Origin of the sequence: Salmonella sp. SJTUF14076 (assembly GCF_015534835.1) — a bacterium.
Lineage (GTDB): Bacteria > Pseudomonadota > Gammaproteobacteria > Enterobacterales > Enterobacteriaceae > Salmonella > Salmonella enterica.
The window spans coordinates 1,471,364-1,497,858 of the sequence record NZ_CP064674.1; the positions used below are offsets into that span (position 1 = coordinate 1,471,364).

At 51.6% G+C, this 26,495-nt stretch carries 20 protein-coding genes and 6 tRNA genes; 13 read left to right on the top strand and 13 right to left on the bottom strand.

Going from position 1 to position 26,495, the window contains the following annotated elements; genetic code table 11:
- Nucleotides 1-54: 54 nt before the first annotated feature.
- From HU143_RS07055 to HU143_RS07070, 4 genes are all read right to left on the bottom strand, one after another.
- A tRNA-Lys gene (locus HU143_RS07055) sits at nt 55-130 on the bottom strand.
- 4 nt (nt 131-134) lie between these two features.
- Nucleotides 135-210 (bottom strand) — tRNA-Val (locus HU143_RS07060).
- 41 nt (nt 211-251) lie between these two features.
- Nucleotides 252-327: transfer RNA gene (locus HU143_RS07065), tRNA-Val, on the bottom strand.
- Nucleotides 328-372: 45 nt separating this feature from the next.
- Nucleotides 373-448: transfer RNA gene (locus HU143_RS07070), tRNA-Val, on the bottom strand.
- Nucleotides 449-706: 258 nt separating this feature from the next.
- Between HU143_RS07070 and gltX the strand changes: the two genes are divergently transcribed.
- Nucleotides 707-2,122 (top strand): glutamate--tRNA ligase, encoded by a 1,416-nt coding sequence (gene gltX / locus HU143_RS07075; protein WP_000695623.1) that lies wholly within the window; start codon nt 707-709, stop codon nt 2,120-2,122.
- 53 nt (nt 2,123-2,175) lie between these two features.
- Here gltX and HU143_RS07080 read toward each other — a convergent pair whose 3' ends face one another.
- Both HU143_RS07080 and HU143_RS07085 read right to left on the bottom strand, forming a co-directional pair.
- Nucleotides 2,176-2,568 (bottom strand): MerR family transcriptional regulator, encoded by a 393-nt coding sequence (locus tag HU143_RS07080; RefSeq protein WP_000826514.1) that lies wholly within the window; start codon nt 2,566-2,568, stop codon nt 2,176-2,178.
- 1 nt (nt 2,569) lies between these two features.
- On the bottom strand, nt 2,570-2,932 hold the full coding sequence (locus HU143_RS07085; protein ID WP_000472034.1) for a MerR family transcriptional regulator: 363 nt from the start codon (nt 2,930-2,932) through the stop codon (nt 2,570-2,572).
- 221 nt (nt 2,933-3,153) lie between these two features.
- Between HU143_RS07085 and HU143_RS07090 the strand changes: the two genes are divergently transcribed.
- The 3 genes from HU143_RS07090 (at nt 3,154) to HU143_RS07100 (ending at nt 5,727) form a co-directional block, all read left to right on the top strand.
- A tRNA-Ala gene (locus tag HU143_RS07090) sits at nt 3,154-3,229 on the top strand.
- Nucleotides 3,230-3,271: 42 nt separating this feature from the next.
- Nucleotides 3,272-3,347: transfer RNA gene (locus HU143_RS07095), tRNA-Ala, on the top strand.
- 190 nt (nt 3,348-3,537) lie between these two features.
- Nucleotides 3,538-5,727: a sensor domain-containing phosphodiesterase gene (locus HU143_RS07100; RefSeq protein ID WP_051129142.1), complete on the top strand. Its 2,190-nt coding sequence runs from the start codon at nt 3,538-3,540 to the stop codon at nt 5,725-5,727.
- A gap of 52 nt (nt 5,728-5,779) precedes the next feature.
- On the opposite strand, the gene nupC is transcribed toward HU143_RS07100, so the two are convergent.
- Nucleotides 5,780-6,982, bottom strand: coding sequence for a nucleoside permease NupC (nupC, locus tag HU143_RS07105; RefSeq protein ID WP_000376343.1), 1,203 nt, complete (start codon nt 6,980-6,982; stop codon nt 5,780-5,782).
- Nucleotides 6,983-7,324: 342 nt separating this feature from the next.
- Between nupC and HU143_RS07110 the strand changes: the two genes are divergently transcribed.
- Complete coding sequence (locus HU143_RS07110) at nt 7,325-8,566, top strand: Nramp family divalent metal transporter (RefSeq protein WP_000131734.1); 1,242 nt, start codon at nt 7,325-7,327, stop codon at nt 8,564-8,566.
- A 60-nt stretch (nt 8,567-8,626) separates the two neighbouring features.
- On the opposite strand, the gene ypeC is transcribed toward HU143_RS07110, so the two are convergent.
- Entirely contained in the window at nt 8,627-8,953 is a 327-nt protein-coding gene (ypeC, locus tag HU143_RS07115; RefSeq protein ID WP_000490091.1) for a DUF2502 domain-containing protein YpeC, read from the bottom strand.
- 113 nt (nt 8,954-9,066) lie between these two features.
- The gene (gene mgrA / locus HU143_RS07120; protein WP_000640289.1) at nt 9,067-10,065 is read right to left on the bottom strand and encodes an L-glyceraldehyde 3-phosphate reductase; all 999 of its coding nucleotides are present in this window, start codon (nt 10,063-10,065) and stop codon (nt 9,067-9,069) included.
- 179 nt (nt 10,066-10,244) lie between these two features.
- On the opposite strand from mgrA, the gene HU143_RS07125 reads away from it, so the two are divergent.
- Nucleotides 10,245-11,897 carry an alpha-keto acid decarboxylase family protein gene (locus HU143_RS07125; RefSeq protein WP_023227056.1) on the top strand — a complete coding sequence of 551 codons (1,653 nt, stop codon included), beginning with the start codon at nt 10,245-10,247 and terminating at the stop codon, nt 11,895-11,897.
- Nucleotides 11,898-11,916: 19 nt separating this feature from the next.
- Here HU143_RS07125 and HU143_RS07130 read toward each other — a convergent pair whose 3' ends face one another.
- Nucleotides 11,917-13,152 carry an ion channel protein gene (locus HU143_RS07130; RefSeq protein ID WP_000468920.1) on the bottom strand — a complete coding sequence of 412 codons (1,236 nt, stop codon included), beginning with the start codon at nt 13,150-13,152 and terminating at the stop codon, nt 11,917-11,919.
- Nucleotides 13,153-13,355: 203 nt separating this feature from the next.
- Here HU143_RS07130 and glk point away from each other — a divergent pair, with 203 nt between their 5' ends.
- The 3 genes from glk to alaC all read left to right on the top strand — a co-directional run bounded on the left by glk (nt 13,356) and on the right by alaC (nt 17,595).
- Nucleotides 13,356-14,321, top strand: a complete 966-nt coding sequence (glk, locus tag HU143_RS07135; protein ID WP_000170380.1) for a glucokinase — start codon at nt 13,356-13,358, stop codon at nt 14,319-14,321.
- Nucleotides 14,322-14,512: 191 nt separating this feature from the next.
- A protein-coding gene (locus tag HU143_RS07140) for an IS3-like element ISSen1 family transposase (protein ID WP_085983316.1) occupies nt 14,513-15,768 on the top strand; the annotation gives its coding sequence in 2 pieces (ribosomal slippage) (nt 14,513-14,864 and nt 14,864-15,768; 1,257 coding nt in all).
- A 588-nt stretch (nt 15,769-16,356) separates the two neighbouring features.
- Nucleotides 16,357-17,595 carry an alanine transaminase gene (alaC, locus tag HU143_RS07145; protein WP_000785620.1) on the top strand — a complete coding sequence of 413 codons (1,239 nt, stop codon included), beginning with the start codon at nt 16,357-16,359 and terminating at the stop codon, nt 17,593-17,595.
- Nucleotides 17,596-17,644: 49 nt separating this feature from the next.
- Here alaC and ypdK read toward each other — a convergent pair whose 3' ends face one another.
- Complete coding sequence (gene ypdK, locus HU143_RS07150; protein ID WP_010723117.1) at nt 17,645-17,716, bottom strand: membrane protein YpdK; 72 nt, start codon at nt 17,714-17,716, stop codon at nt 17,645-17,647.
- 402 nt (nt 17,717-18,118) lie between these two features.
- The gene (gene lpxP / locus HU143_RS07155; protein WP_000484431.1) at nt 18,119-19,039 is read right to left on the bottom strand and encodes a kdo(2)-lipid IV(A) palmitoleoyltransferase; all 921 of its coding nucleotides are present in this window, start codon (nt 19,037-19,039) and stop codon (nt 18,119-18,121) included.
- Nucleotides 19,040-19,560: 521 nt separating this feature from the next.
- Here lpxP and HU143_RS07160 point away from each other — a divergent pair.
- Entirely contained in the window at nt 19,561-19,803 is a 243-nt protein-coding gene (locus HU143_RS07160) for a YfdY family protein (protein WP_000639889.1), read from the top strand.
- A 238-nt stretch (nt 19,804-20,041) separates the two neighbouring features.
- Here HU143_RS07160 and pgtP read toward each other — a convergent pair whose 3' ends face one another.
- Nucleotides 20,042-21,433, bottom strand: coding sequence for a phosphoglycerate transporter PgtP (pgtP, locus tag HU143_RS07165; protein ID WP_000955747.1), 1,392 nt, complete (start codon nt 21,431-21,433; stop codon nt 20,042-20,044).
- A 435-nt stretch (nt 21,434-21,868) separates the two neighbouring features.
- Between pgtP and pgtC the strand changes: the two genes are divergently transcribed.
- From pgtC to pgtA, 3 genes are read left to right on the top strand one after another with little or no spacing between them, the layout of a single operon-like run.
- Nucleotides 21,869-23,062: a phosphoglycerate transport regulator PgtC gene (gene pgtC / locus HU143_RS07170; protein WP_000467983.1), complete on the top strand. Its 1,194-nt coding sequence runs from the start codon at nt 21,869-21,871 to the stop codon at nt 23,060-23,062.
- Nucleotides 23,059-25,065, top strand: a complete 2,007-nt coding sequence (gene pgtB / locus HU143_RS07175) for a two-component system sensor histidine kinase PgtB (protein ID WP_051129189.1) — start codon at nt 23,059-23,061, stop codon at nt 25,063-25,065. The genes pgtC and pgtB overlap by 4 nt, the downstream gene beginning before the upstream one ends.
- The gene (pgtA, locus tag HU143_RS07180; protein WP_000930843.1) at nt 25,055-26,302 is read left to right on the top strand and encodes a two-component system response regulator PgtA; all 1,248 of its coding nucleotides are present in this window, start codon (nt 25,055-25,057) and stop codon (nt 26,300-26,302) included. Before pgtB ends, pgtA begins: the two co-directional genes overlap by 11 nt.
- Nucleotides 26,303-26,495 lie beyond the last annotated feature (193 nt).

The window sequence follows — 26,495 nt, forward strand, 5'->3', positions numbered from 1 at the left end:
GAATCTTATAAATCGCAGATAGCAAAAAAGCGCCTTTAGGGCGCTTTTTTACATTGGTGGGTCGTGCAGGATTCGAACCTGCGACCAATTGATTAAAAGTCAACTGCTCTACCAACTGAGCTAACGACCCGAAGTGGTGGGTGATGACGGGATCGAACCGCCGACCCCCTCCTTGTAAGGGAGGTGCTCTCCCAGCTGAGCTAATCACCCACTTCGGTACTTCACAATAAGAAATTTAGCTGGCGAGAAAGTGGTGGGTGATGACGGGATCGAACCGCCGACCCCCTCCTTGTAAGGGAGGTGCTCTCCCAGCTGAGCTAATCACCCACTTCTCAATTTCTTATCTACACGGCGGAGACTACATAAAGTAGTTGGTGGGTGATGACGGGATCGAACCGCCGACCCCCTCCTTGTAAGGGAGGTGCTCTCCCAGCTGAGCTAATCACCCCCGCTGTGTGGAGTCGCATTATAGGGAGAGTTGAAAATGAGTCAACGCATTTTCTAAAGTTTTTGTTTGTTCGTCGTAAAATTAAACAAAACGATCGTGAATTACCCCGCACTGCATGATTTCTATACGGAAATAGCAAAGCGCAGCGTTCTGACCGGATCAACATTGAGGAATCAAGCCACAGTGATAGAATACAAGGCTATTCATCTTTCCAGGATTTGCCGGTTGTCGGCATCTTTATAAACGTAAGGCCATTTCATGAAAATCAAAACTCGCTTCGCGCCTAGCCCGACAGGTTATCTGCACGTCGGCGGCGCGCGTACTGCTCTTTATTCCTGGCTTTTCGCACGTCACCACGGCGGTGAATTCGTGCTGCGTATTGAAGACACCGATCTTGAGCGTTCCACGCCGGAAGCCATTGAAGCCATCATGGATGGTATGAACTGGCTGAACCTGGAATGGGACGAAGGCCCATATTTCCAGACCAAACGTTTTGATCGCTATAACGCGGTGATTGACGAGATGCTGGAGGCGGGAACAGCCTATAAATGCTACTGCTCTAAAGAGCGTCTGGAGCAACTGCGTGAAGATCAGATGGCGAAAGGCGAGAAGCCGCGTTATGACGGGCGTTGCCGTCACAGCCACGAACATCATGCCGACGATGAGCCATGCGTGGTGCGCTTTGCCAACCCGCAGGACGGTTCCGTTATTTTTGATGATCAGATCCGTGGGCCGATCGAATTCAGCAATCAGGAGCTGGACGATCTGATCATTCGTCGTACCGACGGTTCCCCGACCTACAACTTCTGTGTGGTGGTTGACGACTGGGATATGGAAATTACCCATGTGATCCGTGGCGAAGACCATATCAACAATACTCCGCGCCAGATTAACATTCTGAAAGCGTTAAACGCGCCGGTGCCGATGTACGCGCATGTGTCGATGATTAACGGCGACGACGGTAAAAAACTGTCTAAACGTCACGGTGCGGTGAGCGTGATGCAGTATCGCGATGACGGTTATCTGCCGGAAGCGTTGCTGAACTATCTGGTGCGTCTGGGCTGGTCCAGCGGCGATCAGGAGATCTTCACCCGCGAAGAGATGATCAAGCTGTTCTCCCTCGGTGCGGTGAGCAAGTCTGCGAGCGCGTTCAACACCGATAAACTGCTGTGGCTGAACCACCACTATATCAATACGCTGGCGCCGGAATATGTGGCGACGCATTTGCAGTGGCATATTGAGCAGGAAAATATCGACACCCGTAACGGCCCGCAGCTTGCTGAACTGGTGAAGTTGCTGGGCGAGCGCTGCAAGACTCTGAAAGAGATGGCGCAGAGCTGCCGCTACTTCTATGAAGACTTCAGCGAGTTTGACGCCGATGCGGCGAAAAAACACCTCCGCCCGGTGGCGCGTCAGCCGCTGGAAGTGGTGCGCGACAAGCTGTCGGCGATTACGGACTGGTCAGCAGAAAACGTCCACCACGCGATTCAGGCCACGGCGGATGAGCTGGAAGTGGGGATGGGTAAAGTAGGGATGCCGCTGCGTGTGGCTGTGACCGGTGCCGGGCAGTCGCCTGCGCTGGATGTCACCGTACATGCGATTGGTAAAACCCGCAGCATTGAGCGCATCAACAAAGCGCTGGGCTTTATCGCCGAGCGTGAAAGTCAGCAGTAACGCCAGCTGAAATAGAATAAACGGCAGGGCAGACGCCTGCCGTTTATTATTTGTTAGTCCGCCTCATTGATACCTAAACGCGTCAGAAATCCGCGAATACCTTCCCGCGATAAAAACAGCGCCAGTTTTTCCTGTTCCTGAGCGGACATATTTTCAACGGCATCAATAATTTGTCGATAAGCGTGACTGTGCGCCGCGTTCGCATATTCTGCGAAAGCCTCTTCCGCCTGATAAAACGCAGGCAGTTTGCGAAAAGCCGGAATATTGAGAATAAACTCCCGCACGCTGGCATCAATATGGATGAGTCTTGCGCGTCCGCCTTTGACGCCGGGAAATTTTTCGGTTTTCCAGTGTTGTTCTCTGATCCAGCGATTGACGGTTTGTCTGGCCACGCCGAGGCATTCAGCCAGCTCTTCAGTGGTCATTTTACTGCGTAATCTTTTCATATTATTTGCTATCGCGTATCCCTAAGCGTTGTAACAAACCGGTAATCCCTTCACGCACGAGGAGAGAGGTAAACTGTTTCTGCTCGGATGAGGTCATCTCTTTGGCGAGCGTCATGAGCAGCGCTTCAAGCGATGCGTTGCTGGCAGGCGTGAATGTGTCTGCGTGATGGTCAACTGAACGTTCAGCGCTGCGGATATATTCACGAACCTGTTCGTTTACATGAACCAGACGGGCTTTACCGCCCTGGACGCCAGGTTTGGGCGATGTTGCCCAGCCTTCTTTCCGTACCCATTTATTGATGGTTTGTCGGCTGTAACCGGTGAGATTAGCGAGTTCTTCTGGCGTCATCCGTTCCTTGAACATAACGATTCCCTGAATAGTCGTGGGGTTAATTAGTGGTTCATTTTATAGCACCATTTTAGTCGAAACCGTGACGTGTTTAACTACTGAATGCGAGTTGTGCCGCAATGTCCTTTATTTGAATGCTTTTTCAGCGATTGAATTCGGCAAGTTCATTTTGCCGTTGACACATGCCGAGGGAATTCATATGATGCCGCCCGTCAACTCGACAAGCTTTACGTAGTGGGGCTATAGCTCAGCTGGGAGAGCGCTTGCATGGCATGCAAGAGGTCAGCGGTTCGATCCCGCTTAGCTCCACCAAATTTACTCCCGATAAATTTGGCGTATACGTAAAAGCACTATGGGGCTATAGCTCAGCTGGGAGAGCGCTTGCATGGCATGCAAGAGGTCAGCGGTTCGATCCCGCTTAGCTCCACCAACATTCAAACCCTCGCTGAAAAGCGGGGGTTTTTGCTTTTTGTCACAAAATTTATGGCGTCTGAGCTGCTCTTCAGGTGCGTTTGTTTGCCGCTGCTTTTGCGGTCAATATGAGCTTTTGTTAGATTGCTTCATAATGAGAATATACTTATTATTCATGCGCCTTATATAATGATGTGAGCATTAAAGCAATGCCGGATAAGTGTAACGTATTAAAAAATATAAAAATATTCTTACTGGCCTTCTGCCTGACCGTTCCGGCTATTCTGCTATCTCGTCTCATTTCTCCCCGCGCCACAATTGATTCCAGCTATATCTTTCTGGCCTGGCTACCGCTCTGCGTCATGTTTTCCGTGCTGTTCTTATTTGGCCGCCGTGGCGTCGCGCCGATGGTAGGCGGAATGATGTTGACTAATGAATGGAATTTTCATTTACCTCTGCCACAGGCGATGGTGCTGCTATTTTGCCAGACGTTTCCCGTGTTGCTGGTTTGCGCTATCGTACGCTGGCAGCTGGGCGCGCGCTGGCGCTACGGAATACCCAACCAAGGCATCTGGCTACGCGTTTTCTGGTTAGGGTTAATGACGCCGTTTGGCATAAAAATCAGTATGCATCTGGCGGGGCGCTACCTGGCTTTCCCGGTGACCATCTCTACCTTCTTTGGCACCGGCACCGCTATTTTCTCGATTGTTGATTTATTGAGTCTGATTTCTGCCGCGCTTATTTTTACCCTCTTTTTCTATTATCCGCTGCGGATGATAGTCAGCCCGCACTATATGCGTATTTTCTGGCGGAGGGATGTCGCTCCTTATCTCGCCAAAGAAAAACGCCTGTTTACGCTTCTCTGGTTTGCCACTCTGGCGACGCTATTAGCGGTGCTGTGTACGCCTTTCGAGACAAAGTATATTGCTGGCTATCTGGTGCCAGTTCTGTTCATTGGATTTACCATCGGCGTGGGGAAAATCAGCTATCCGCTGTTGAATTTTAGTTGGGCTCTCACTGCGCTATTCCTGCTTAGCTATAACCGCAATTTTCTGCAGGGCGTGGGCTCAGAATATTCGCTGGCATTTATCCTTTCAGTTCTCATTTCTTTTAGTATTTGTTTGTTGTACATGGCGCGAATTAATCAGCGTAGCGAATGGTTGAATCGACAATGGCACTCGCAGGCATTGACCGATCCGTTGACGCAACTGCCTAACCTGCGTGCGCTGGAGCAGTTTCTTTTACAGGATGCCGGGCAAAGCGTGTGTTATCTACGCATGGAAAACCTGGAATTTCTGAGCCGTCATTACGGTATGCAGATGCGTGTACATTGCGAACGCGAGGTGTTTCGCGTGTTGCAGCCGCTGCTGCTGGAAAAGGAGAAAATTTTCCATCTGCCGGGCAGTGAATTATTGCTGGTATTGACGGGGCCGGAGACGGAAGCCCGCCTGCAATATATGCTCAATGTGCTTAATAACCGCAAAATTTACTGGAACAATACCGGTCTGGACATGGAATACGGCGCATCGTGGGGAACATTCGATGGTCGCCAGGAAACCTTGCAACCGCTGTTGGGGCAATTAAGCTGGCTGGCGGAGCAATCCTGCTCGCACCGTCGGGTGCTTGCACTGACCCAGAGTATTGAAGCCGCTTCCGGGCAGACGACGGAACGGGTGCTGCGGTTGCAGAAAATCCGTCAGGCGCTGGAGCGCGGCGCGCTGGTTTTGTATGCGCAACCCATTCGCGACGCGCAGGGAAAAGGGTATGACGAGATTCTGACGCGGCTTCGGTGCGACGACGGTATCATGATGCCGAATCAGTTCATTCCGCTTATCGCCCAGTTTAACCTGAGCGTACGGTTTGATATGCAGGTGATGGAAGCGCTCCTGCAATGGTTGTCCGCGCATCCTTCGGCGGAGCAGGGGGCGCGTTTCTCGGTTAATTTGATGCCGCTGACGCTGCTGCAAAAAGAGACGGCGTCGCGCATTATGCAGCTTTTTAAACGCTATGGCGTCCCGCCTGCTTCGGTCATCATCGAAATTACTGAAGAACAGGCCTTCTCTCATTCCGAAATCAGTATGCACAATATCAACCAGCTGCGTAAGTTTGGCCTAAAAATCGCCATTGATGATTTCGGCACCGGCTATGCAAACTATGAACGGCTAAAACGCCTCAAGGCGGACATCATTAAAATCGACGGTTGTTTCGTAAAAGATATTCTGACGGACTCCCTGGATGCGATGATCGTGAAATCCATCACTGATTTAGCGAAAGCGAAATCGTTGAGCGTCGTGGCTGAGTTTGTTGAAACGCCTGCGCAGCGCGATCTGCTATTGCAGCTTGGCGTACACAGTTTGCAGGGATATCTGATTGGCCGCCCGCGCCCGTTAGGCAAATAAGCGGCATAAAAAAACCGGGGATAGCTCCCCGGTTTCTACATTAAACGCAGACTTACAGTACCAGCGCCGCGATAGAGGCGGACAGTACGCTCACCAGCGTAGAACCGTAAACCAGTTTCAGACCAAAACGGGAAACCACGTTGCCTTGCTCTTCGTTCAGGCCTTTAATCGCGCCCGCAATAATACCGATGGAAGAGAAGTTCGCGAAGGACACCAGGAAGACGGAGATAATGCCTTCAGCGCGTGGAGAGAGGGTAGAGGCGATTTTCTGCAGATCCATCATCGCCACGAATTCGTTGGAAACCAGTTTGGTCGCCATGATACTTCCTACCTGCAGCGCTTCACTGGACGGTACGCCCATTACCCATGCGACCGGGTAGAAGATGTAACCCAGAATGCCCTGGAAGGAGATGCTGTAGCCGAACCAACCGGTAACCGTTGCGAACAGCGCGTTCAGCGCCGCGATCAGCGCGATGAAACCGATCAGCATCGCCGCGACGATAATCGCCACTTTAAAACCTGCCAGAATGTACTCGCCCAGCATTTCGAAGAAACTTTGGCCTTCATGCAGGTTCGACATCTGAATATTTTCTTCGCTGGCATCAACGGTATAGGGGTTGATCAGCGACAGAACGATAAAGGTGCTGAACATGTTCAGAACCAGCGCTGCGACCACATATTTAGGGTCCAGCATCGTCATATACGCGCCCACGATAGACATGGAAACGGTAGACATCGCCGTTGCAGCCATGGTGTACATGCGGTTACGGGACATTTTGCCGAGGATATCTTTATAAGCGATAAAGTTCTCAGACTGGCCGAGGATCAGCGAGCTGACGGCGTTAAAAGACTCCAGTTTGCCCATACCGTTTACTTTGGACAGCAGGAAACCAATAGCGCGGATGACCACTGGCAGAACGCGGATATGCTGGAGAATACCGATCAACGCGGAAATAAAGACGATCGGGCACAATACTTTCAGGAAGAAGAACGCCAAACCTTGATCGTTCATACTGCCAAAGACGAAGTTTGTCCCTTCGTTGGCAAATCCGAGCAGTTTTTCAAACATCTCGGAGAAACCTTTTACGAAGCCAAGGCCAACATCAGAGTTCAGGAAGAACCAGGCCAGTAGCACTTCGATAACAAGTAACTGAATGACGTAACGAATGCGAATTTTTTTACGGTCGCTGCTAACCAGCAGTGCGAGTACCGCAACAACGGCAAGCGCCAGGACAAAATGAAGGACGCGGTCCATATTTGCTCCAAATATGAGGCAGGTTTAATTTTCGTGCACATTCTATGCAACAGCCGTAAAGAAAACGAGATCCAACACACACTATAATAAGGACCTGTGACGAGATTCAAAATTAGTGATCTGTAATACACTTTTACTGTACTGAATATGAAAATGAAAAGTTATATCAGTGTGCTAATCTTGTAATGTTAAGCCAAACTGTTCTGATACAGGTCGTCATCGTATCGGTCTATCGTTTCACACTATCAAAGTAATCACCCGTACCCATTGAAATGCACTTGATAATCATTATCAATAAACATAGCATGAAACATAGCAAAGGCTATGTTTTTGAGGCAAAAGATGACTGACAATCGCGTAGAGAATAGCAGCGGACGGGCGGCGCGCAAGCTAAGGCTCGCATTAATGGGACCTGCGTTCATTGCCGCGATTGGTTATATCGATCCCGGTAACTTCGCGACCAATATTCAGGCCGGCGCCAGCTTTGGCTACCAGCTACTCTGGGTGGTGGTCTGGGCGAACCTGATGGCGATGCTGATTCAAATCCTCTCGGCAAAACTCGGAATCGCCACGGGCAAGAACCTGGCGGAGCAAATTCGCGACCATTATCCGCGCCCGGTAGTCTGGTTTTACTGGGTACAGGCGGAAATCATCGCGATGGCCACCGATTTAGCTGAATTTATCGGCGCGGCAATAGGTTTTAAGCTGATCCTGGGCGTCTCTTTATTACAGGGCGCGGTATTGACCGGTATCGCGACGTTTCTGATTTTAATGTTACAGCGCCGCGGTCAAAAACCGCTTGAAAAAGTCATCGGCGGTTTACTGCTTTTTGTCGCCGCTGCTTACATTGTGGAGCTGTTTTTCTCTCAGCCTGATATGGCGCAGCTCGGAAAAGGAATGGTTATCCCGGCGCTACCGAACCCGGAAGCCGTATTCTTAGCCGCCGGCGTGCTTGGCGCGACGATTATGCCGCACGTGATTTATCTGCACTCGTCATTAACGCAGCATCTGCACGGCGGAACGCGGCAACAACGGTACTCAGCAACGAAATGGGATGTCGCTATTGCTATGACGATTGCCGGTTTTGTCAATCTGGCAATGATGGCGACCGCCGCTGCGGCGTTTCATTTTAGCGGCCACACCGGCATCGCCGACCTCGATCAGGCATACCTGACGCTGGAACCGTTATTAAGCCATGCGGCGGCAACGGTGTTTGGTCTTAGTCTGGTAGCGGCAGGGCTTTCCTCCACTGTGGTAGGGACTCTGGCGGGGCAGGTGGTGATGCAAGGGTTTGTCCGTTTTCACATTCCGCTGTGGGTACGGCGCACCATTACCATGCTGCCCTCATTTATTGTGATTTTGATGGGGCTTGACCCTACCCGAATTCTGGTGATGAGCCAGGTGCTGCTGAGTTTTGGTATTGCGCTGGCGCTGGTGCCGCTCCTGATTTTCACCAGTAACGCTACGCTAATGGGCGAGCTGGTGAACACGCGGCGAGTAAAACAGATTGGCTGGATAATTGTCGTGCTGGTCGTCGCCCTGAATATTTGGTTGCTGGTTGGAACGGTGATGGGGTTGTCATAAAGACAGAAAGATAGCAGGCCCGATGCGTGGGCGTCATCGGGCTGTTATTCAGCAGGAGGCTTAGTGATGATGTTTGTGACCCCGGCCTCGCCCGCGATGATCGTCGCGATCGCGCCAGCCTTCCCGATAACCGCGTTCATACGCTTTACGCTTATCCCAGCCGCGATGATAGCCGTTGTCATGGCGCCACCAGCGATTTTTACGCCATTCATAATGGTTGTGCCAGTAATCACGGTCGCGCCAGCGACCACCGTCCCAGTAGTTACCGTAATCATCGCGATCGCCAATCTGTAATTTAATTGAGGGCAACAGGGTGATTTCGCCCGCATTCGCGGCAAGCGGTGTAAAAGCCAGCAAGGCTGCCGCCAGAATCAGTGACCTGAACATACTTTCTCTCCTTCACGATCGAGCCGTCGCCGGCCTGTTAATGCAATATTACAAAGCAGTAAAGATTTGTTTCATCGCCTTAACTCTTAAATCATGAAGGAGAGCATTTTTTGCTAAAACCGGCCCTCCAGAATAGCGTCAATTTCTGCACATTCCGCCGCCGAAAAACGGCGATTGGCCAGCATTCCTACGGCGTCTTCGATTTGCGACGGTTTGCTGGCGCCAATCAGTACCGAGGTAACGTTATCGTTACGCAGCACCCAGGCGAGCGCCATCTGAGACAATTTTTGGCCCCGTCGTGCAGCCAGTTCATTCAACCGGCGAACTTTTTCCAGTTTGTCGGCGGTAATCTGTTCTGGTTTAAGGAAACGGCTTCCGCTCGCCGCGCGGGAATCTTCCGGAATGCCATTCAGATAACGGTCAGTGAGCTGCCCGCCCGCCAGCGGCGAGAAGGCAATACTGCCGACGCCTTTTTCCTGCAACAGCGCCAGCAGCCCGTCCTCTACCCAACGCTCAAAAAGCGAATATTTAGGCTGATGAATCAGGCAAGGCGTGCCGAGATCCTCCAGAATATCGATAGCTTGTCTGGCCAGATCGGCAGGATAGTTAGAGATCCCCACGTACAACGCTTTGCCGTGGCGCACAAGGTGATCTAACGCTTTCATCGTCTCTTTAAGCGGCGTTTCGGGATCGGGACGATGGTGATAAAAGATATCGACATACTCCAGCCCCATACGTTTCAGGCTTTGATCGAGGCTGGCGATAAGGTATTTCCGTGAACCCCAGTCGCCATAAGGGCCATCCCACATGGTGTAGCCCGCTTTGGTGGAGATGACTAACTCATCGCGCCACGGTAAAAAATCTTCCTGCAGAATGCGGCCAAAATTGCATTCTGCGGAGCCCGGCGGCGGCCCATAATTATTGGCGAGATCAAAGTGGGTAATGCCCAGATCGAACGCGCGTTGCAGCAGCGCCCGGCTATTTTCTACCCGTGTCGCATCGCCGAAGTTGTGCCATAGCCCCAGCGAAATGGCGGGAAGTTTGACGCCGCTGCGCCCGCAGCGACGATACTCCATTGTGTGATAACGATTTTCATCGGGCTGATAAATCATGACCTTTCCCCCTGTGGCGTGAATAAATAGTGTATACGGTTACACTCGCCAGGCGGTATCCGGATTTTACTGTTCGCCGCTGTAAACATTGTTTTCCAGGCTTTCATCCCCGTCGTGCTGGACAGCCATCGGCATTCCTTAATACTCAACATAATGTCAACGTCAGAAGGAAAGCTGTCATGCAAAACCCCTATACCGTGGCCGACTATTTGCTGGACAGACTGGCAGGATGCGGCATTGGCCATCTTTTTGGCGTACCGGGCGATTATAACTTGCAGTTTCTTGACCATGTGATTGACCACCCGACCTTGCGTTGGGTGGGATGCGCCAATGAGCTGAACGCCGCTTATGCCGCGGACGGCTATGCGCGCATGTCGGGCGCTGGAGCGCTACTCACCACCTTTGGCGTGGGAGAACTTAGCGCTATTAACGGTATCGCGGGCAGTTACGCGGAATATGTCCCGGTCTTGCATATCGTCGGCGCGCCCTGTAGCGCTGCGCAGCAGCGTGGCGAATTGATGCACCATACCCTCGGTGACGGCGATTTTCGTCATTTTTATCGCATGAGTCAGGCGATATCCGCTGCCAGCGCAATATTGGATGAACAGAACGCCTGCTTCGAGATTGACCGCGTATTGGGTGAAATGCTTGCCGCACGCAGGCCAGGATACATCATGTTGCCCGCCGACGTGGCGAAAAAAACGGCCATCCCGCCTACGCAGGCGCTGGCGTTGCCCGTGCATGAAGCGCAAAGCGGCGTGGAGACGGCTTTTCGTTACCACGCCCGTCAGTGCCTGATGAACAGTCGGCGCATTGCGCTATTGGCCGACTTTCTTGCCGGGCGTTTTGGTTTACGACCATTGTTGCAGCGCTGGATGGCGGAAACGCCCATCGCTCATGCGACACTACTGATGGGGAAGGGGCTTTTTGATGAACAGCACCCGAACTTCGTTGGCACCTATAGCGCTGGCGCCAGCAGCAAAGAAGTGCGTCAGGCCATAGAGGACGCCGATAGGGTTATCTGCGTCGGCACCCGTTTTGTCGATACCCTTACGGCCGGATTTACCCAACAATTGCCGGCGGAACGCACGCTGGAGATTCAGCCTTACGCGTCGCGCATCGGCGAAACCTGGTTCAACCTCCCGATGGCGCAGGCGGTGTCTACGCTGCGCGAACTATGCCTTGAATGCGCTTTTGCGCCGCCGCCGACGCGTTCCGCCGGACAGCCAGTGCGGATTGATAAGGGAGAACTGACCCAGGAAAGCTTCTGGCAAACCTTACAGCAGTGTCTCAAACCCGGCGATATTGTCCTTGTCGACCAGGGGACCGCCGCCTTTGGCGCTGCCGCGCTGTCGCTTCCTGACGGCGCGGAAGTTGTGGTTCAGCCGCTGTGGGGGTCTATCGGCTATTCCTTGCCCGCCGCGTTTGGCGCGCAAACCGCCTGCCCCGATCGGCGGGTGATTCTGATTATTGGCGATGGCGCGGCGCAGCTCACGATTCAGGAGATGGGCTCGATGTTACGCGACGGGCAGGCGCCGGTCATCCTGCTGCTCAACAATGACGGCTATACCGTAGAGCGCGCCATTCACGGCGCGGCCCAGCGGTATAACGACATCGCGAGCTGGAACTGGACGCAGATACCACCGGCGCTAAACGCGGCGCAACAGGCGGAGTGCTGGCGGGTGACGCAGGCTATCCAACTGGCGGAGGTCCTCGAACGGTTGGCGCGCCCACAACGTCTGTCATTTATTGAAGTGATGTTGCCAAAAGCCGATCTGCCGGAATTACTGCGTACCGTGACCCGGGCGCTGGAAGCCCGCAACGGGGGATAATGGCCCCCGCTGCGCCGGATTAGGGTTCGTGACGGTTGGCGGCCAGCAACGGTTTTCCCGCCAGCAATAGCCAGGCGGGGAGCATCACAATGCAGAGCAGCGGCAGCAGATTGGTATCCGGTACGACGACTGCCGCCATAAACAGACTGAGCCAGCCGTCGCGCGTCACTACCAGCACTAAGCCAAGAATCGCGCAGGAGACGGTAATCGCCGCGGGTACGGCCTCAACATGGGCATGGAGCATGAGCCCCAGCGCCGCGCCGATAAACACAGCCGGAAAAATGCGCCCGCCGCGAAAGCCGCTCGCCGCCGCGATGACCAGCGCGGCGAGTTTGACGACGGCTAAGGTAAAATAATCTCCCGCGCCCAACGTCTGGCTAAACGCCATTTGTTGCATTTCGTCCAGGCCTTTAAACAGGGTAAGCGGCCCGCCAATGACGCCCAGAATACCCAGTATAAAACCGCCAATGCCGAGAATCAGGACCGGATTTTTCAGGCGATGCAACAACTCATGCAGACGCGGAAGGCACCAGACGGCGACCATCCCGGCGGCAATGGCGATCGCCGCGACGATCGCTCCGCTGGCAATGTCCACCAGCCGCATCTGCGTGTAATGGGCGATGGGTAACGAAAAATGCGGATGAAAGAACAGACTGGTGGTGAGTGACCCCGCCGCTGCCGCCATTAACGGCGCAAACAGGCGATCCCACATGGGAATATCGTTAGAGCCGCTAAGTGTTTGCGAAAAAATCAGCGCTGCGGCGACGGGCGTGCCGAACAGCGCGCCGATGGTGCCCGCTGAGGCCAGAATCGTCCAGTCTAACGCCGTGATACGCGGAAACAGGCGGGAGCCGAAAGCCGCCGCCAGCGCGATATTTATTGTCATTATCGGATGCTCTGGCCCCAAACTTACCCCACCAGCAAGGCCGATGATTAAGGCGAGAAGCAGCCCGGGTAGCGCAGATGGCGAGACCGGCATACTGATTAACGGTTCGATGGCCGGATCGGGGCCAGCGTGTCCGGGACTGTAACGGATAATCAAACCCACCACGATCCCGGTTAGCGTGAGCATACCCACTATCCAGAACGGCGAATCATAAGCGATGCCGATGCTGGTGGGCAGTCGTTGCCAAAGAAATTGCTGAAAAACCGACGCGACTTTCATCGCAGCGATTAAAACCAGGCTTGACGCTACGCCAATAATCAGCGCGGGGAGCGACAGCAGCAGCATCGTTCGGGCACGCGGGTGGAACATAATCTCTTCCTTACACGGGGTCGTATACCTATTTTGCACAGCCTGCCCGACGGCATTGCTGCAATTGGTGCTGAAACAAGAAAGTAATTCTGTGATGAAGATCTATATTTATAGGCAGTCAGCCTGATGGCCGTTGTTGTTATGCCCCCATGAATTTACAGTGTGACAAAGACTTATTTTGACTTTAGCGGAGCAGTAGAAGAATGACAAAGTATGCTTTAGTAGGAGATGTAGGCGGCACGAATGCGCGTCTTGCCCTGTGTGATATCGCCAGTGGAGAAATCTCGCAGGCCAAAACGTATTCCGGCCTGGATTATCCCAGTCTTGAGGCCGTGGTGCGCGTTTATCTCGATGAGCATAGCGTCAGCGTGGAAGATGGTTGTATCGCCATAGCCTGCCCGATTACCGGTGACTGGGTAGCGATGACTAACCATACCTGGGCTTTTTCTATTGCGGAAATGAAAAAAAATCTCGGCTTTAGCCATCTGGAAATCATCAACGATTTCACCGCCGTGTCGATGGCGATCCCGATGCTGAAAAAAGAGCATTTAATTCAGTTCGGCGGCGGCGAACCGGTAGACGGCAAACCTATTGCGGTGTATGGCGCGGGAACCGGCTTGGGCGTGGCACATCTGGTGCATGTGGATAAGCGTTGGATTAGCCTTCCGGGCGAAGGCGGGCATGTCGATTTTGCGCCTAATAGCGAAGAAGAAGCTATGATTCTGGAAATATTGCGCGCCGAAATTGGCCACGTTTCCGCCGAGCGCGTGCTGTCTGGCCCGGGGCTGGTGAATCTTTACCGGGCGATTGTTAAGTCCGACAACCGTCTGCCGGAAAATCTGCGCCCGAAAGATATTACCGAACGCGCCCTGGCGGATAGCTGTATCGATTGTCGCCGCGCGTTGTCGCTCTTTTGCGTCATCATGGGGCGATTTGGCGGCGATCTGGCGTTAACCATGGGGACATTTGGCGGCGTTTATATCGCTGGCGGTATTGTCCCGCGCTTCCTGGAATTTTTTAAAGCGTCCGGCTTCCGTGGTGGCTTTGAAGATAAAGGCCGCTTTAAAGATTATGTACACGGTATTCCGGTCTATCTGATTGTCCATGATAATCCTGGCTTGTTAGGTTCCGGCGCGCATCTGCGCCAGACATTAGGCCATATTCTATAAGTCAGACGGCGGCATAAACGCCTTATCCGGCCTACAAAAGCGTGTCATCTGTAGGCCTGATAAGCGTAGCGTCATCAGGCAATGAAACATTCTCTTGTCAGTCTCAAACCGCGTGCCTCACGCGGTTTTTTCATTGCCTGACCTGTCCTGAATAGCGTTGACACGTTCCAGACTTAAATCCGGAGAACGTGATGATGACTGAGTTCAAACGCACCCAACGCGATTATCCTCTATCCTTTAAAATAGCCGTCGTTGAGCAGGTCGAAAAAGGCGAGATGACCTATAAACAGGCCCAGCAGCGATATGGCATTCAGGGGCGCTCCACCGTACTTGTCTGGCTGCGTAAATATGGCCGGCTTGACTGGAGACCCGGACTTCCTGACCTGGTGAAGAGGAAACTGCCTGTGGCTCAGACAACTATCCCGCTGACACCCGAGCAAAGAATCAGGGAACTTGAAGAACAGCTTGAGCTGGCAAACCAGAAAGCTGAGTTTTTTGAGTCCGTTATCAACGTCCTGAAAAATGATTACGGGGTAAGTGTTGTAAAAAAGCGGCCCGGCAAGTCCTCACGCAAAGTCAGGCCCCCAAAATAACAGTTACGCGTGCATGTCAGTTCCTGGGGCACAGCAGACAGGCGTGGTACCAGTACAATACAAGATGTAATAAACGGCAGGAGCATCATGCTCAGGTTCTTGATTTTGTTGCCCGTACCCGGTGCCGCCAGCCGCGAATCGGTACGCGTAAACTGCACTATCTGCTGAACATGCAGGCCGATAAAACGCTGAATATCGGACGGGACCGTCTGTTTAATCTGCTGGGTGAATACCGGCTCCTGGTACCCGTGAAACGGGCATATCACAAAACCACCAACAGCCATCATCGCTTTTACCGGCATCCTAATCTGCTGAAACCCGGCCCTGAACAGGTTACCGCCCTTGAGCCAGAGCAGGTCTGGGTCGCCGATATTACTTACCTTCCACTACGCAGCGGCACGGCCTGTCTGAGTCTGGTCACCGATGCCTGCTCCAGAAAAATCGTGGGTTACCATGTCGGGGAAAACCTGCAGACAGAAAATGTGGTAAAGGCGTTCAGGCAGGCTCTGAGGCGGAGAAAAACGACAGGTCCGCTGGTACATCACTCTGACAGAGGACTGCAATACTGTTCGGTACTTTATCAGTCAGTTCATGAGCGAAACGGAATAACCTGTTCAATGACCGATGGTTACGACTGCTACCAGAATGCGCTGGCTGAGAGAATAAACGGGATACTGAAAAATGAGTTTTTACTCTCGCGTCCTGCAGACCTGGAGCAAGCGCGGGAAATAGTAAAAGAGTCCGTGGCAATTTATAACCATGAACGGCCACACCTGGCCCTGAAATACAAAACGCCCGATGATGTTCATCAGGCGTTTTACAGACAAAAAACTGTCAACCTATATCAGGACTAGTCAGCCTTTCCTGTGCATGAATACTTCAACTGACTGAATTATTTCACTTTACTCTTGCTGAGCGAAAGGTCAAACACCAGCGCGTTGAGTCATCACGTCATGGTGATTACTCAGGCGAAAACAGGGATTTATTTTACTGTACGTATCCGGTTCGCTGCCTTATTTACGCTTTCATCGCGGCAGCTTGCCGGAAAGGCTCCTTATTTTCGGGGAAATATCCCTGAAAAATACCGCAATATGACATGATCGAATACCATTATCGTTAGTAAGGCTTTTGATTAAAGAGGAAAAACCACAAAATCAAAAGGGGATTATTTGAGATAAGGTCTATTGACAGGAAATTATCGTCGGCCGTACCGCGTTAGGTAAATTCAATGATATCAATTTGTTAATGATATGATTTATTTGGTGCTATAACTGACACGCTTAAAAAGTAAATTTTTACGGTTGTTCCTCTTTTTCGTCGCTAAAAAATATTTTCATTAGCCTCTCGACAGGAAGAAAATTTTCAGGCTATTTTCTAAAGGAGCCACCATCGTGGCAGCGTCGCTCGGACGGTCCGGGCGCTAACGTTAATCTGAGGATATTATGGCTGACTCCCGCCCTGAACGTCGCTTTACGCGCATCGATCGCCTTCCGCCCTATGTTTTTAACATCACCGCTGAACTCAAAATGGCTGCGCGTCGGCGCGGCGAAGATATTATTGATTTCAGTATGGGTAATCCTGATGGCGCAACCCCTCCCCACATTGTCGAAAAACTTTGCACCGTCGCGCAGCGTCCGGATACGCACGGTTATTCCACGTCCCGCGGCATACCGCGTTTACGCCGCGCGATTTCTCACTGGTATCAGGAACGTTATGATGTCGATATCGATCCGGAAACCGAAGCGATTGTGACCATCGGTTCCAAAGAGGGACTGGCGCATTTAATGCTGGCGACGCTGGATCATGGCGATACGGTACTGGTGCCGAACCCCAGTTACCCGATTCATATCTATGGCGCCGTTATCGCCGGGGCGCAGGTGCGTTCGGTTCCATTGGTCGAGGGGGTGGATTTCTTCAACGAGCTGGAGCGCGCTATTCGCGAAAGTTATCCGAAACCGAAAATGATGATTTTGGGTTTTCCGTCTAACCCTACGGCTCAGTGCGTCGAACTGGAATTTTTTGAAAAAGTGGTCGCTCTGGCTAAACGTTATGATGTGCTGGTAGTGCACGATCTGGCGTATGCCGATATTGTGTACGACGGCTGGAAAGCGCCATCCATTATGCAGGTGCCCGGCGCGCGCGACGTGGCGGTCGAATTTTTCACGCTGTCGAAAAGCTATAATATGGCGGGCTGGCGTATTGGGTTTATGGTGGGCAATAAAACCCTGGTCAGCGCGCTGGCGCGCATTAAAAGTTATCACGATTATGGCACCTTTACCCCGCTTCAGGTGGCGGCTATCGCCGCTCTGGAAGGCGATCAGCAGTGCGTGCGCGATATTGCCGAGCAGTATAAACGTCGTCGCGATGTGCTGGTGAAGGGACTGCATGAGGCGGGCTGGATGGTTGAAATGCCGAAAGCCTCAATGTACGTCTGGGCGAAAATCCCGGAGCAATATGCGGCGATGGGGTCACTTGAGTTTGCCAAGAAGCTGCTGAATGAGGCGAAGGTTTGCGTTTCTCCAGGGATAGGCTTTGGTGACTATGGCGACACCCATGTACGCTTTGCATTAATAGAGAATCGCGATCGCATTCGCCAGGCCGTCAGAGGGATTAAAGCGATGTTCCGCGCCGATGGCGTGCTGCCGTCACATCCGAAACCCGTTGAAGCGAGCACGGAGTAGAAAAGCAAACAGGAGCCCCATGGCTCCTGTTTTTCTTTGCATTGTACTTTTAAATCATCAGGGCGAAAGTACCGGCCCAAACGATGACCATAAATGAAATGCCCATAAAGAAATATTTCACGTTTCATCTCTCCGCGTACCTGTCGTACGCCTAAATGAACTTACACTTACCTGATTATAGAGATTTGATGCCGGACAATACGAAATTGAGAATTATTCGTGTTTCGACCGCCTGCATCACCTCAGAATTCTGCGCGTCATCGCTCCAGACGGCGCTAATGTACGCCTAAAAATGAGGTGAAACAAGAGGCATTTTCTTATTTACTTTTAGTAACTTACAAGTGTCGGGGATCGGCGACAGTTTAATTTCTGACAGTGATAAATCGCCATTGAGCGACGCCGCCGACACAGTAAAAAACCGCCTGTAAACAGGAGACTTATCGCTAAAAGCAAGAATGAGTTATTTATGATATGAATATTATGGCGGTGTGAAATGACAAAATAAAAGGCCTTGCGGCCTTTTTCAGATGTAGAGTGACGCTTCCCCCAACGGGCGAGTTTTGAAACGGCGATGGATCCAGAGATATTGCTCCGGGGCGCGCATGATCTCTTTCTCAATAATTTTATTCATATAGGCAGCGGCTTGATTTTCATCTGCCGGGTAACCTTCCATTTCAGGGGTAATATACAGACGATAACCCGAGTTATCGGATTTCCTTACCATTGTAACGGTCAACATGGCGGCGCCGGACAGCCTGGACAGTACATAGGTGCCGTTGGTGGTGGCGACGTTTTCAACCGCGAAAAATGGCGCAAAGGAGCTGCCTTTAGGGCCGTAGTCCTGGTCGGGAGCAAACCAAACGGCTTCCCCTTTTTTTAGCGCGCCCACAATGCCGCGCAGATTGTTTCTGCCGATCATCGCTTTATTTGAGCGCATACGACCGCGCGTCTGCACCCACTCCATGAGCGGATTGTTATGCGGACGATAGGTCGCCATCATCGGCTGGCAGAGACCCATTACCCGGCCTCCCAATTCCAGCGACATAAAATGCACGCCAACGACCATTACGCCGCGATTTTGCGCCTGCGCACGGGTAAGGTTGTCCAGCCCGTCCACATCAAACCATTTGCGAACCCGGCTATCAGGCCAGAACCAGGCCATGCCCGTTTCAAGCAGCGCCATGCCAAGAGAGTGGAAATTCTCGGCGATCAGTTTTTCCCTTTCTTCCCGGGAGAGGGTCGGAAAACAGAGTTCAATATTTTTCTGGGCGATCGACTCACGTCGCTTCAGGAAGGGGCGCGCCAGCTTACCGGTGCGGGTGCCCAGAAAACGCAAAACCGGGTAGGGAAGCTGCACCAGTAACCAGAGGACGCCAACGCCAAACCACGTCAGCCAGTAGCGCGGGTGCAAAAACGCGCGTGAAAATTTGCTTTGAGGAAACATAAAATACCTTCTGTAGATACGAAAATAATGTATCGCAGAAGAGTCATTATCCGCAGCGGTACACTCTGAAATACGCATCATCCTTCAAGTTGCGTTCGCTTATCCGAAGCACTTACTTGAGTAAGCTCATCAGGGTAACTTGAATGATTTACGTATAGTTAGGCCATCATGTACGACAATGGTTCCCGTAAGGAGTGTAAAACTAAGTCAGTACTAAACCACGAGGGCATGAACGCCAGGCAGGTTAATGTACCACCAGTTATTTACTCGCGCCCAGAAATTCTTTATCAAGAAGCGTAAATATTTCTCCCGTAGCAAAAATAAGCTAATCATTATTTTTAATGCATTGTTTTTACAGTAATAATTTTATTTCAGACGAAGGTTATTGAAAAATGATTAGAAAAATAAAATGTGAGATAAATGTTATGGAAATGAAGGGCTGATAAGGTTTATCTTAAAGGAGAAGTGAGAGGGACCGTAAGGCTATATGGAAGCCTTGCCATAGACAGGAGGTATTATAGATGATCTATTTATGGACATTTCTTGCAATAAGTATACTTGCCGTGAGTGGCTATATCGGTCAGGTGATGGGGGCTTTTTCTGCGGTTTCTTCTTTTACGGGAATGGTTATCCTTGCCGCGCTGATTTATTTACTCAATGTATGGCTGCAGGATGGCGATGACATCGTTAGCGGATTATTGCTTTTTCTCGCACCGGCATGTGGGTTAATTATTCGCTTTATGGTGGGATACGGTAAGCGTTAGTCAGTACATACCCTTCATACTTCAAGTTGCTGATGTGTTGGCTATGGATTACTCGGCCCATTCATGGGCCTCGCCCTGACGGGACGTCGCTCACCCCAGTCACATCGTTATCTATGCTCCAGGGGACTCACTCCCTTGCCGCCTTTAAGCAACTCGAATTATCTTGGGTATACACGATGTCAGTGAATAGATAGCGCCGATAATATCGGCGCTTCTGTTCCCCGGGAAGGCTAATCGTTTATTGCGCGTCCGCAAGCTGCAGTGAGTCCTGATTATGTAACGCATTCTGGCGCTGGCGTTCCAGTTCCAGCGCGCCGCGATGGGAGAGGTAACAGAATAGAATGCAGCACACGATGCCGCCCATCAGAAGATAAAATCCGCCGTACCAGCCCAGTTTATCCACCATGACGCCAAACAGGCTGGTGCCCAACGAGGCGCCGAAAATATAGCTCATGAACCCACGTAAACCGACGGCGGAACCTACGGCAAAGCTGGGGACTATCTCCATTGTCTGTACGGACGCGAGGAATTGCGGGACGTAAATCAGACAACCTACAATGGCGGCGAAAATCGTTACCATCAGCAAAGATTCACTTTTCCAGTATCCGATCAGACAGACAAAAATCAGCGCCATGCAAATCATGGCTAACGGCATTCTGCGGCCCTTAAACAGTTTATCTGACAGCCAGCCTGCCAGTAGCGTAGAGGGAATTGCCGCCCACTCGAAAAAGAGAAACGCGACGCTCATCTGTTCTTTTGAAAAGTGTTTTACTGTCAACAGATAGATAGGCAACCAGCTAATCATGCCAAACCGCACCATATAGACGAAGACATCCACCAGCGAAATATACCAGGCATTTTTATTGCGCAGCACATAAGTACAGAAAATTTGCCATGCGCTCATATTTTCCGGCGCTTTTGCCGTATTCTTCGTTTTCAGTACGACTTTTTCTTCCGGCATCATCTGTTCCAGGGAGGGAAGACCTTCTTCGCGCGGCGAACCTTTTCCCAAGACCAGAACAATTAAGGCAAAAATGACGGCGACGCAGGCCGGAACGATATAACTGGCGCTTTGCCAGTGTTCGCTGCCCAATATCGCAAAAGCCGCACCGACGATAGGCGCGACGATCCCGCCGCCAACGTTATGCGAGATATTCCAGAAGGCGCCTACGCGTCCGCGTTCCCGACGAGGGAACCAGTTTGCAATAGTAATAAACGAGGGGCCGACGCCCATGCCCTGAAAAAGGCCATTGAAGACCACCAGAGCGGCAAATATCCAGAATGCGCTACTGAATCCCAGCCCAACGTTAACAATCGCGCAGAGTACCAGACCGCACGCCATGAAGACTTTTGGGCTGGCTTTATCCGCCAGACTGCTCATTACGCCTTTACTGATTCCGTAAGCAATAAGCATACAGCTACTCAGCAGGCCGATTTGCGTAGCGCTGAGATCCAATTGCTCTTTTAAATAAGGCGTCGATAATGTGAAATTGTTTCTGACTATATAGTAAGCGAGATACCCCAGAAATACGCTTAACAATGCCTGTATACGATATCGACCATACGTAGCCTGGACTTTTTCCGGTGGGACTTTATGCGCCGATTGCCCTGTTTTTAATATTGTTAACATGGAGTCACCTGTATTTTATAGTGAGATGAACATCAGGAGGTTTTGTCGGTAGAGTGAAAGGAGTGACAATAAAATTCAAGTCGAAGAAATGTGTCAAAATTGACTCAATTGGGTGAATTTAAAGGTTGTTTTTGACCCATTCTGAAGGGTGTGGTGAAACTTTAATTATTGACATGGCCGTTTTATCGTTAGCATGTGCGGATATTAACAAATTTGCTGCCAGTGATCTGATACGCTTTATTGATGTTTTCGGGCGACGGACCCGTTATTATTCAAATAACGTTGTTCTGGATGCCAACAGAAATAAAAGGGTAAGTTTTGTCTCAATATTTTCTTTATGTGATATCGATATTTATGAACGGGATCACAAATCGACTTTTCTCATGCTGTAGTCGTTTCGCCAGAGTGGGCGCTTTTACGCTATGGCTGGCGGCAATGTTCGGTTCTTGCCAGGCGTACAGCCGCGAGCTGGTGATGGCAACGACCTTTTCACCCAGCGCGACCGCCTGGATTATCCAGCGCTGGCAGACGGAGCCGGGTTCCGTCATGATTCGTACGCTCAACCGTACCAGCGGTTCTTTAGAGCAATTACTTGATACGGCGAATGCGGAAAATGTCGATCTGATCCTGACGTCATCCCCCATGCTGTTGCAACACCTTCAGGAGCACCAAAAGCTGGCGCTATTGGATAGCGCGCCTGCCGCCAGCCAGAAGCTGGTGCCGCGTTCTATCCGCTCAACTTCAGTGGCGGTAGCGGTATCCGGATTTGGGCTATTGATCAATCGTTCAGCGCTCGCTGCGCGCCATCTTCCGCCGCCTGCCGACTGGCAGGATATGGGCCTGCCCAGTTACCAGGGCGCTCTATTAATGAGCAGTCCGTCACGTTCAGACACCAATCATTTGATGGTGGAGTCGCTGTTGCAGCAAAAAGGCTGGACGGCAGGATGGGCGACGCTGCTGGCAATCTCGGGTAATTTGGTCACGATTTCCTCTCGCAGTTTCGGCGTAGCGGATAAAATCAAAAGCGGGCTTGGCGTTGCCGGGCCGGTCATTGATAACTATGCTAATTTGCTACTTAACGATCCTAATCTTGCTTTTACCTATTTCCCGTATTCTGCGGTGTCGCCCACTTACGTCGCGGTGTTGAAAAACAGCCGTCATGCAGATGAAGCGCGTGCTTTTATTCATTACTTATTAAGTCCGAAAGGGCAAAGGATACTGGCTGACGCGAATACCGGTAAGTATCCCGTCGCACCGCTTAGCGCCGATAATCCTCGCGCCGCGCAACAACAGCGTTTGATGGCCCAGCCGCCGTTGAACTATCGTCTGATCCTGAAGCGTCAGCAACTGGTACAACGCATGTTTGATACCGCGATCAGTTTTCGACTTGCGCAGCTTAAAGATGCATGGCGAGCGTTGCACAGCGCAGAAACGCGGCTTAAACGCCCCTTACCTGAAATCAGAGCCTTATTGACCAGCGTCCCGGTGGATGCGGCAAGCAGCGAAGATGAAACCTGGCTGGCGCAGTTTGATAATAAAAGCTTTGCCGAACAAAAAATGATGGAGTGGCAGATCTGGTTTCTGAACAATCAGCGGCTGGCGATTCACAAACTGGAAGAGCTGAAATGAAGGGGAGATTATTGCAACGGCTTCGTCAGCTCAGTATCAGCAACAGTTTACGGGGCGCATTTTTAACTGGCGCATTACTGACGCTGATTGTCAGTATGGTCAGCCTTTATTCCTGGCATGAGCAAAGTTCGCAGGTTCGCTATTCGCTTGATGAATATTTTCCTCGCATCCACTCCGCTTTTTTAATTGAGGGGAACCTGAATCTGGCCGTGGATCAACTCAATGAATTTTTGCTGGCGCCGAACACGACGGTACGTTTGCAGTTACGTACGCAGATTATTCAGCATCTGGATAAGATTGAGCGTCTCAGTCAGGGGCTTCAGCTTGCTGAGCGCCGGCAACTGGCCGTCATTTTACAGGATAGCCGGACCTTGCTGGCGGAGCTGGACAACGCCCTCTACAACATGTTTTTGGTGCGGGAGAAAGTCAGTGAGCTTTCCGCTCGCATCGACTGGCTCCATGATGATTTCACCACGGAGCTAAATTCGCTGGTACAGGATTTTACCTGGCAGCAAGGGACGCTACTCGATCAAATTGAGGCGAATCAGGGCGATGCAGCGCAGTATTTGCAACGTTCGCGCGAGGTGCAGAACGAGCAGCAGCAGGTATATACCCTGGCGCGAATTGAAAATCAGATTGTTGACGACCTGCGCGACAGATTGAATGAGCTCAAGTCCGGCAATAATGACGGGATGCTGGTGGAGACCCATATTCGCTATCTGGAAAACCTAAAAAAAACGGCGGATGAGAATATTCGTGCGCTCGATGACTGGCCCAGTACGATCACGCTGCGGCAAACCATCGACGAACTATTGGAAATCGGGATGGTAAAAAATAAGATGCCCGATACCATGCGCGATTATGTTGCGGCGCAAAAAGCCTTACTGGACGCCAGCCGCGCCAGAGAGGCTACGCTAGGGCGCTTTCGCACGCTGCTTGAGGCGCAGTTAGGTAGTAGTCACCAGCAAATGCAGACGTTCAATCAACGCCTGGAACAGATTGTTCGCGTTAGCGGCGGGCTTATTTTAGTGGCGACGCTCCTGGCGTTGCTGCTGGCCTGGGGACTCAACCACTATTTTATCCGTTCCCGGCTGGTAAAGCGTTTTACCGCGCTTAATCAGGCTGTGGTACAGATAGGGCTGGGGAGAACCGACTCGACTATCCCGGTTTACGGGCGCGATGAGCTAGGACGGATAGCCCGTTTGCTACGTCATACGCTGGGCCAGCTCAATATGCAACGCAGGCAGCTTGAACAAGAGGTCGCCGAGCGCAAAGAGATAGAAGCCGACCTGCGCGCCATGCAGGATGAGTTGATTCAGACGGCGAAACTGGCGGTAGTCGGCCAGACCATGACCACGCTGGCGCATGAAATTAACCAGCCGCTGAATGCGCTTTCAATGTATTTATTTACGGCGGGACGCGCGATTGAACAAGGTCAGAGCGGACAGGCGAGAAATACGCTCACCAAAGCGGAAGGGCTCATTAACCGGATTGACGCCATTATTCGTTCGCTGCGGCAGTTTACCCGCCGGGCGGAGCTGGAAACGCCATTGTATCCCGTTGATCTGCGCCAAACCTTCGTGGCGGCATGGGAGTTATTAGCCATGCGCCACCAATCCCGGCAGGGAGCGCTTTCACTGCCAACCGACACCGTATGGGTTAGCGGCGATGAAGTGCGTATTCAGCAGGTTCTGGTGAATGTGCTGGCGAATGCGCTTGACGCCTGTTCGCATGATGCGGCGATCGCGGTGACATGGCAGACGCAGGGAGAGGCGCTGGAGGTTTATATTGCAGATAACGGCCCTGGCTGGCCTGGGGCGCTGTTGCCCTCTTTACTCAAGCCGTTTACCACTAGTAAAGCTGTCGGGTTGGGTATTGGGCTGTCGATTAGCGTGTCGCTGATGGCGCAAATGAAGGGCGACCTGCGTCTGGCGTCGACGCTAACGCATAACGCTTGCGTGGTGCTGCAATTCTCGGTAACGGATGTCGATGATGTTGAATGATGAATGTTCTATTTTGCTGATTGATGATGACGTTGATGTACTTGACGCCTATACCCAAATGCTTGAGCAGGCAGGCTACCGCGTGCGTGGCTTTACCCATCCTTTCGAGGCCAAAGAGTGGGTAAAAGCGGATTGGGAGGGGATCGTTTTGAGCGATGTATGTATGCCGGGGTGTTCCGGTATCGATCTTATGACGCTGTTTCATCAGGATGACGATCAACTGCCAATCTTATTGATTACCGGACATGGCGATGTACCGATGGCGGTTGATGCGGTGAAAAAGGGCGCCTGGGATTTTCTGCAAAAACCCGTCGATCCGGGCAAACTGTTGATATTAATTGAAGACGCGCTACGCCAGCGTCGGTCGGTCATTGCACGGCGGCAATATTGCCAGCAGACGTTACAGGTTGAATTGATTGGGCGCAGCGAGTGGATGAATCAGTTTCGACAACGGTTACAACAACTGGCGGAAACGGACATTGCCGTATGGTTTTACGGTGAGCATGGCACTGGACGTATGACTGGCGCCCGTTATCTCCATCAACTGGGGCGTAACGCGAAAGGGCCGTTTGTACGCTATGAACTGACGCCGGAGAATGCCGGGCAGTTGGAGACATTCATCGACCAGGCGCAAGGAGGCACGCTGGTGTTGAGTCATCCCGAATATCTGACACGCGAACAGCAGCACCATCTGGCGCGTTTACAAAGCCTGGAGCATCGGCCTTTTCGTTTGGTGGGCGTTGGCAGCGCTTCGCTGGTGGAGCAGGCGGCAGCTAACCAGATTGCGGCCGAGCTTTACTACTGTTTCGCCATGACCCAAATCGCCTGCCAGTCTCTTTCTCAGCGACCGGATGATATCGAGCCGTTATTTCGCCATTATCTTCGAAAAGCCTGCCTGCGACTCAATCATCCAGTGCCGGAAATAGCGGGGGAATTACTGAAAGGAATAATGCGACGCGCCTGGCCAAGCAATGTGCGCGAACTGGCTAATGCGGCAGAGCTTTTTGCTGTTGGCGTGCTGCCGCTGGCGGAAACGGTCAACCCGCAGTTGCTTCTGCAGGAGCCGACCCCGCTTGACCGGCGCGTTGAAGAGTATGAGCGACAAATTATTACCGAAGCATTAAATATTCATCAGGGACGAATTAATGAAGTGGCGGAGTACCTGCAAATTCCCCGTAAAAAACTTTATCTGCGCATGAAAAAATATGGTCTAAGTAAAGAGCATTATAAATTCTGATATTACAGTTACTTTCAATCTGGCTGACAACATCAGCAACGATGTCGTTAGCCAGATAACGTCGCATCACCGTAATGGTAAATCATTCCATCATGATTATAGATTGCTTATTATTCACCTGAGCATCAAATTCTATTTCTTAACTTCAATATAAGGTAAAAATGCGTCAAGTTCTCTGGCGTAATAAATGTAC

What these genes read in the sequence shown, in the direction of transcription:
- gltX (WP_000695623.1), top strand. Translation starts at nt 707, where the DNA reads ATGAAAATCAAAACTCGCTTCGCGCCTAGCCCGACAGGTTATCTGCAC.
- HU143_RS07080 (WP_000826514.1), bottom strand. Translation starts at nt 2,568, where the DNA reads ATGAAAAGATTACGCAGTAAAATGACCACTGAAGAGCTGGCTGAATGC.
- HU143_RS07085 (WP_000472034.1), bottom strand. Translation starts at nt 2,932, where the DNA reads ATGTTCAAGGAACGGATGACGCCAGAAGAACTCGCTAATCTCACCGGT.
- HU143_RS07100 (WP_051129142.1), top strand. Translation starts at nt 3,538, where the DNA reads ATGCCGGATAAGTGTAACGTATTAAAAAATATAAAAATATTCTTACTG.
- nupC (WP_000376343.1), bottom strand. Translation starts at nt 6,982, where the DNA reads ATGGACCGCGTCCTTCATTTTGTCCTGGCGCTTGCCGTTGTTGCGGTA.
- HU143_RS07110 (WP_000131734.1), top strand. Translation starts at nt 7,325, where the DNA reads ATGACTGACAATCGCGTAGAGAATAGCAGCGGACGGGCGGCGCGCAAG.
- ypeC (WP_000490091.1), bottom strand. Translation starts at nt 8,953, where the DNA reads ATGTTCAGGTCACTGATTCTGGCGGCAGCCTTGCTGGCTTTTACACCG.
- mgrA (WP_000640289.1), bottom strand. Translation starts at nt 10,065, where the DNA reads ATGATTTATCAGCCCGATGAAAATCGTTATCACACAATGGAGTATCGT.
- HU143_RS07125 (WP_023227056.1), top strand. Translation starts at nt 10,245, where the DNA reads ATGCAAAACCCCTATACCGTGGCCGACTATTTGCTGGACAGACTGGCA.
- HU143_RS07130 (WP_000468920.1), bottom strand. Translation starts at nt 13,152, where the DNA reads ATGTTCCACCCGCGTGCCCGAACGATGCTGCTGCTGTCGCTCCCCGCG.
- glk (WP_000170380.1), top strand. Translation starts at nt 13,356, where the DNA reads ATGACAAAGTATGCTTTAGTAGGAGATGTAGGCGGCACGAATGCGCGT.
- alaC (WP_000785620.1), top strand. Translation starts at nt 16,357, where the DNA reads ATGGCTGACTCCCGCCCTGAACGTCGCTTTACGCGCATCGATCGCCTT.
- lpxP (WP_000484431.1), bottom strand. Translation starts at nt 19,039, where the DNA reads ATGTTTCCTCAAAGCAAATTTTCACGCGCGTTTTTGCACCCGCGCTAC.
- HU143_RS07160 (WP_000639889.1), top strand. Translation starts at nt 19,561, where the DNA reads ATGATCTATTTATGGACATTTCTTGCAATAAGTATACTTGCCGTGAGT.
- pgtP (WP_000955747.1), bottom strand. Translation starts at nt 21,433, where the DNA reads ATGTTAACAATATTAAAAACAGGGCAATCGGCGCATAAAGTCCCACCG.
- pgtC (WP_000467983.1), top strand. Translation starts at nt 21,869, where the DNA reads ATGTTCGGTTCTTGCCAGGCGTACAGCCGCGAGCTGGTGATGGCAACG.
- pgtB (WP_051129189.1), top strand. Translation starts at nt 23,059, where the DNA reads ATGAAGGGGAGATTATTGCAACGGCTTCGTCAGCTCAGTATCAGCAAC.
- pgtA (WP_000930843.1), top strand. Translation starts at nt 25,055, where the DNA reads ATGTTGAATGATGAATGTTCTATTTTGCTGATTGATGATGACGTTGAT.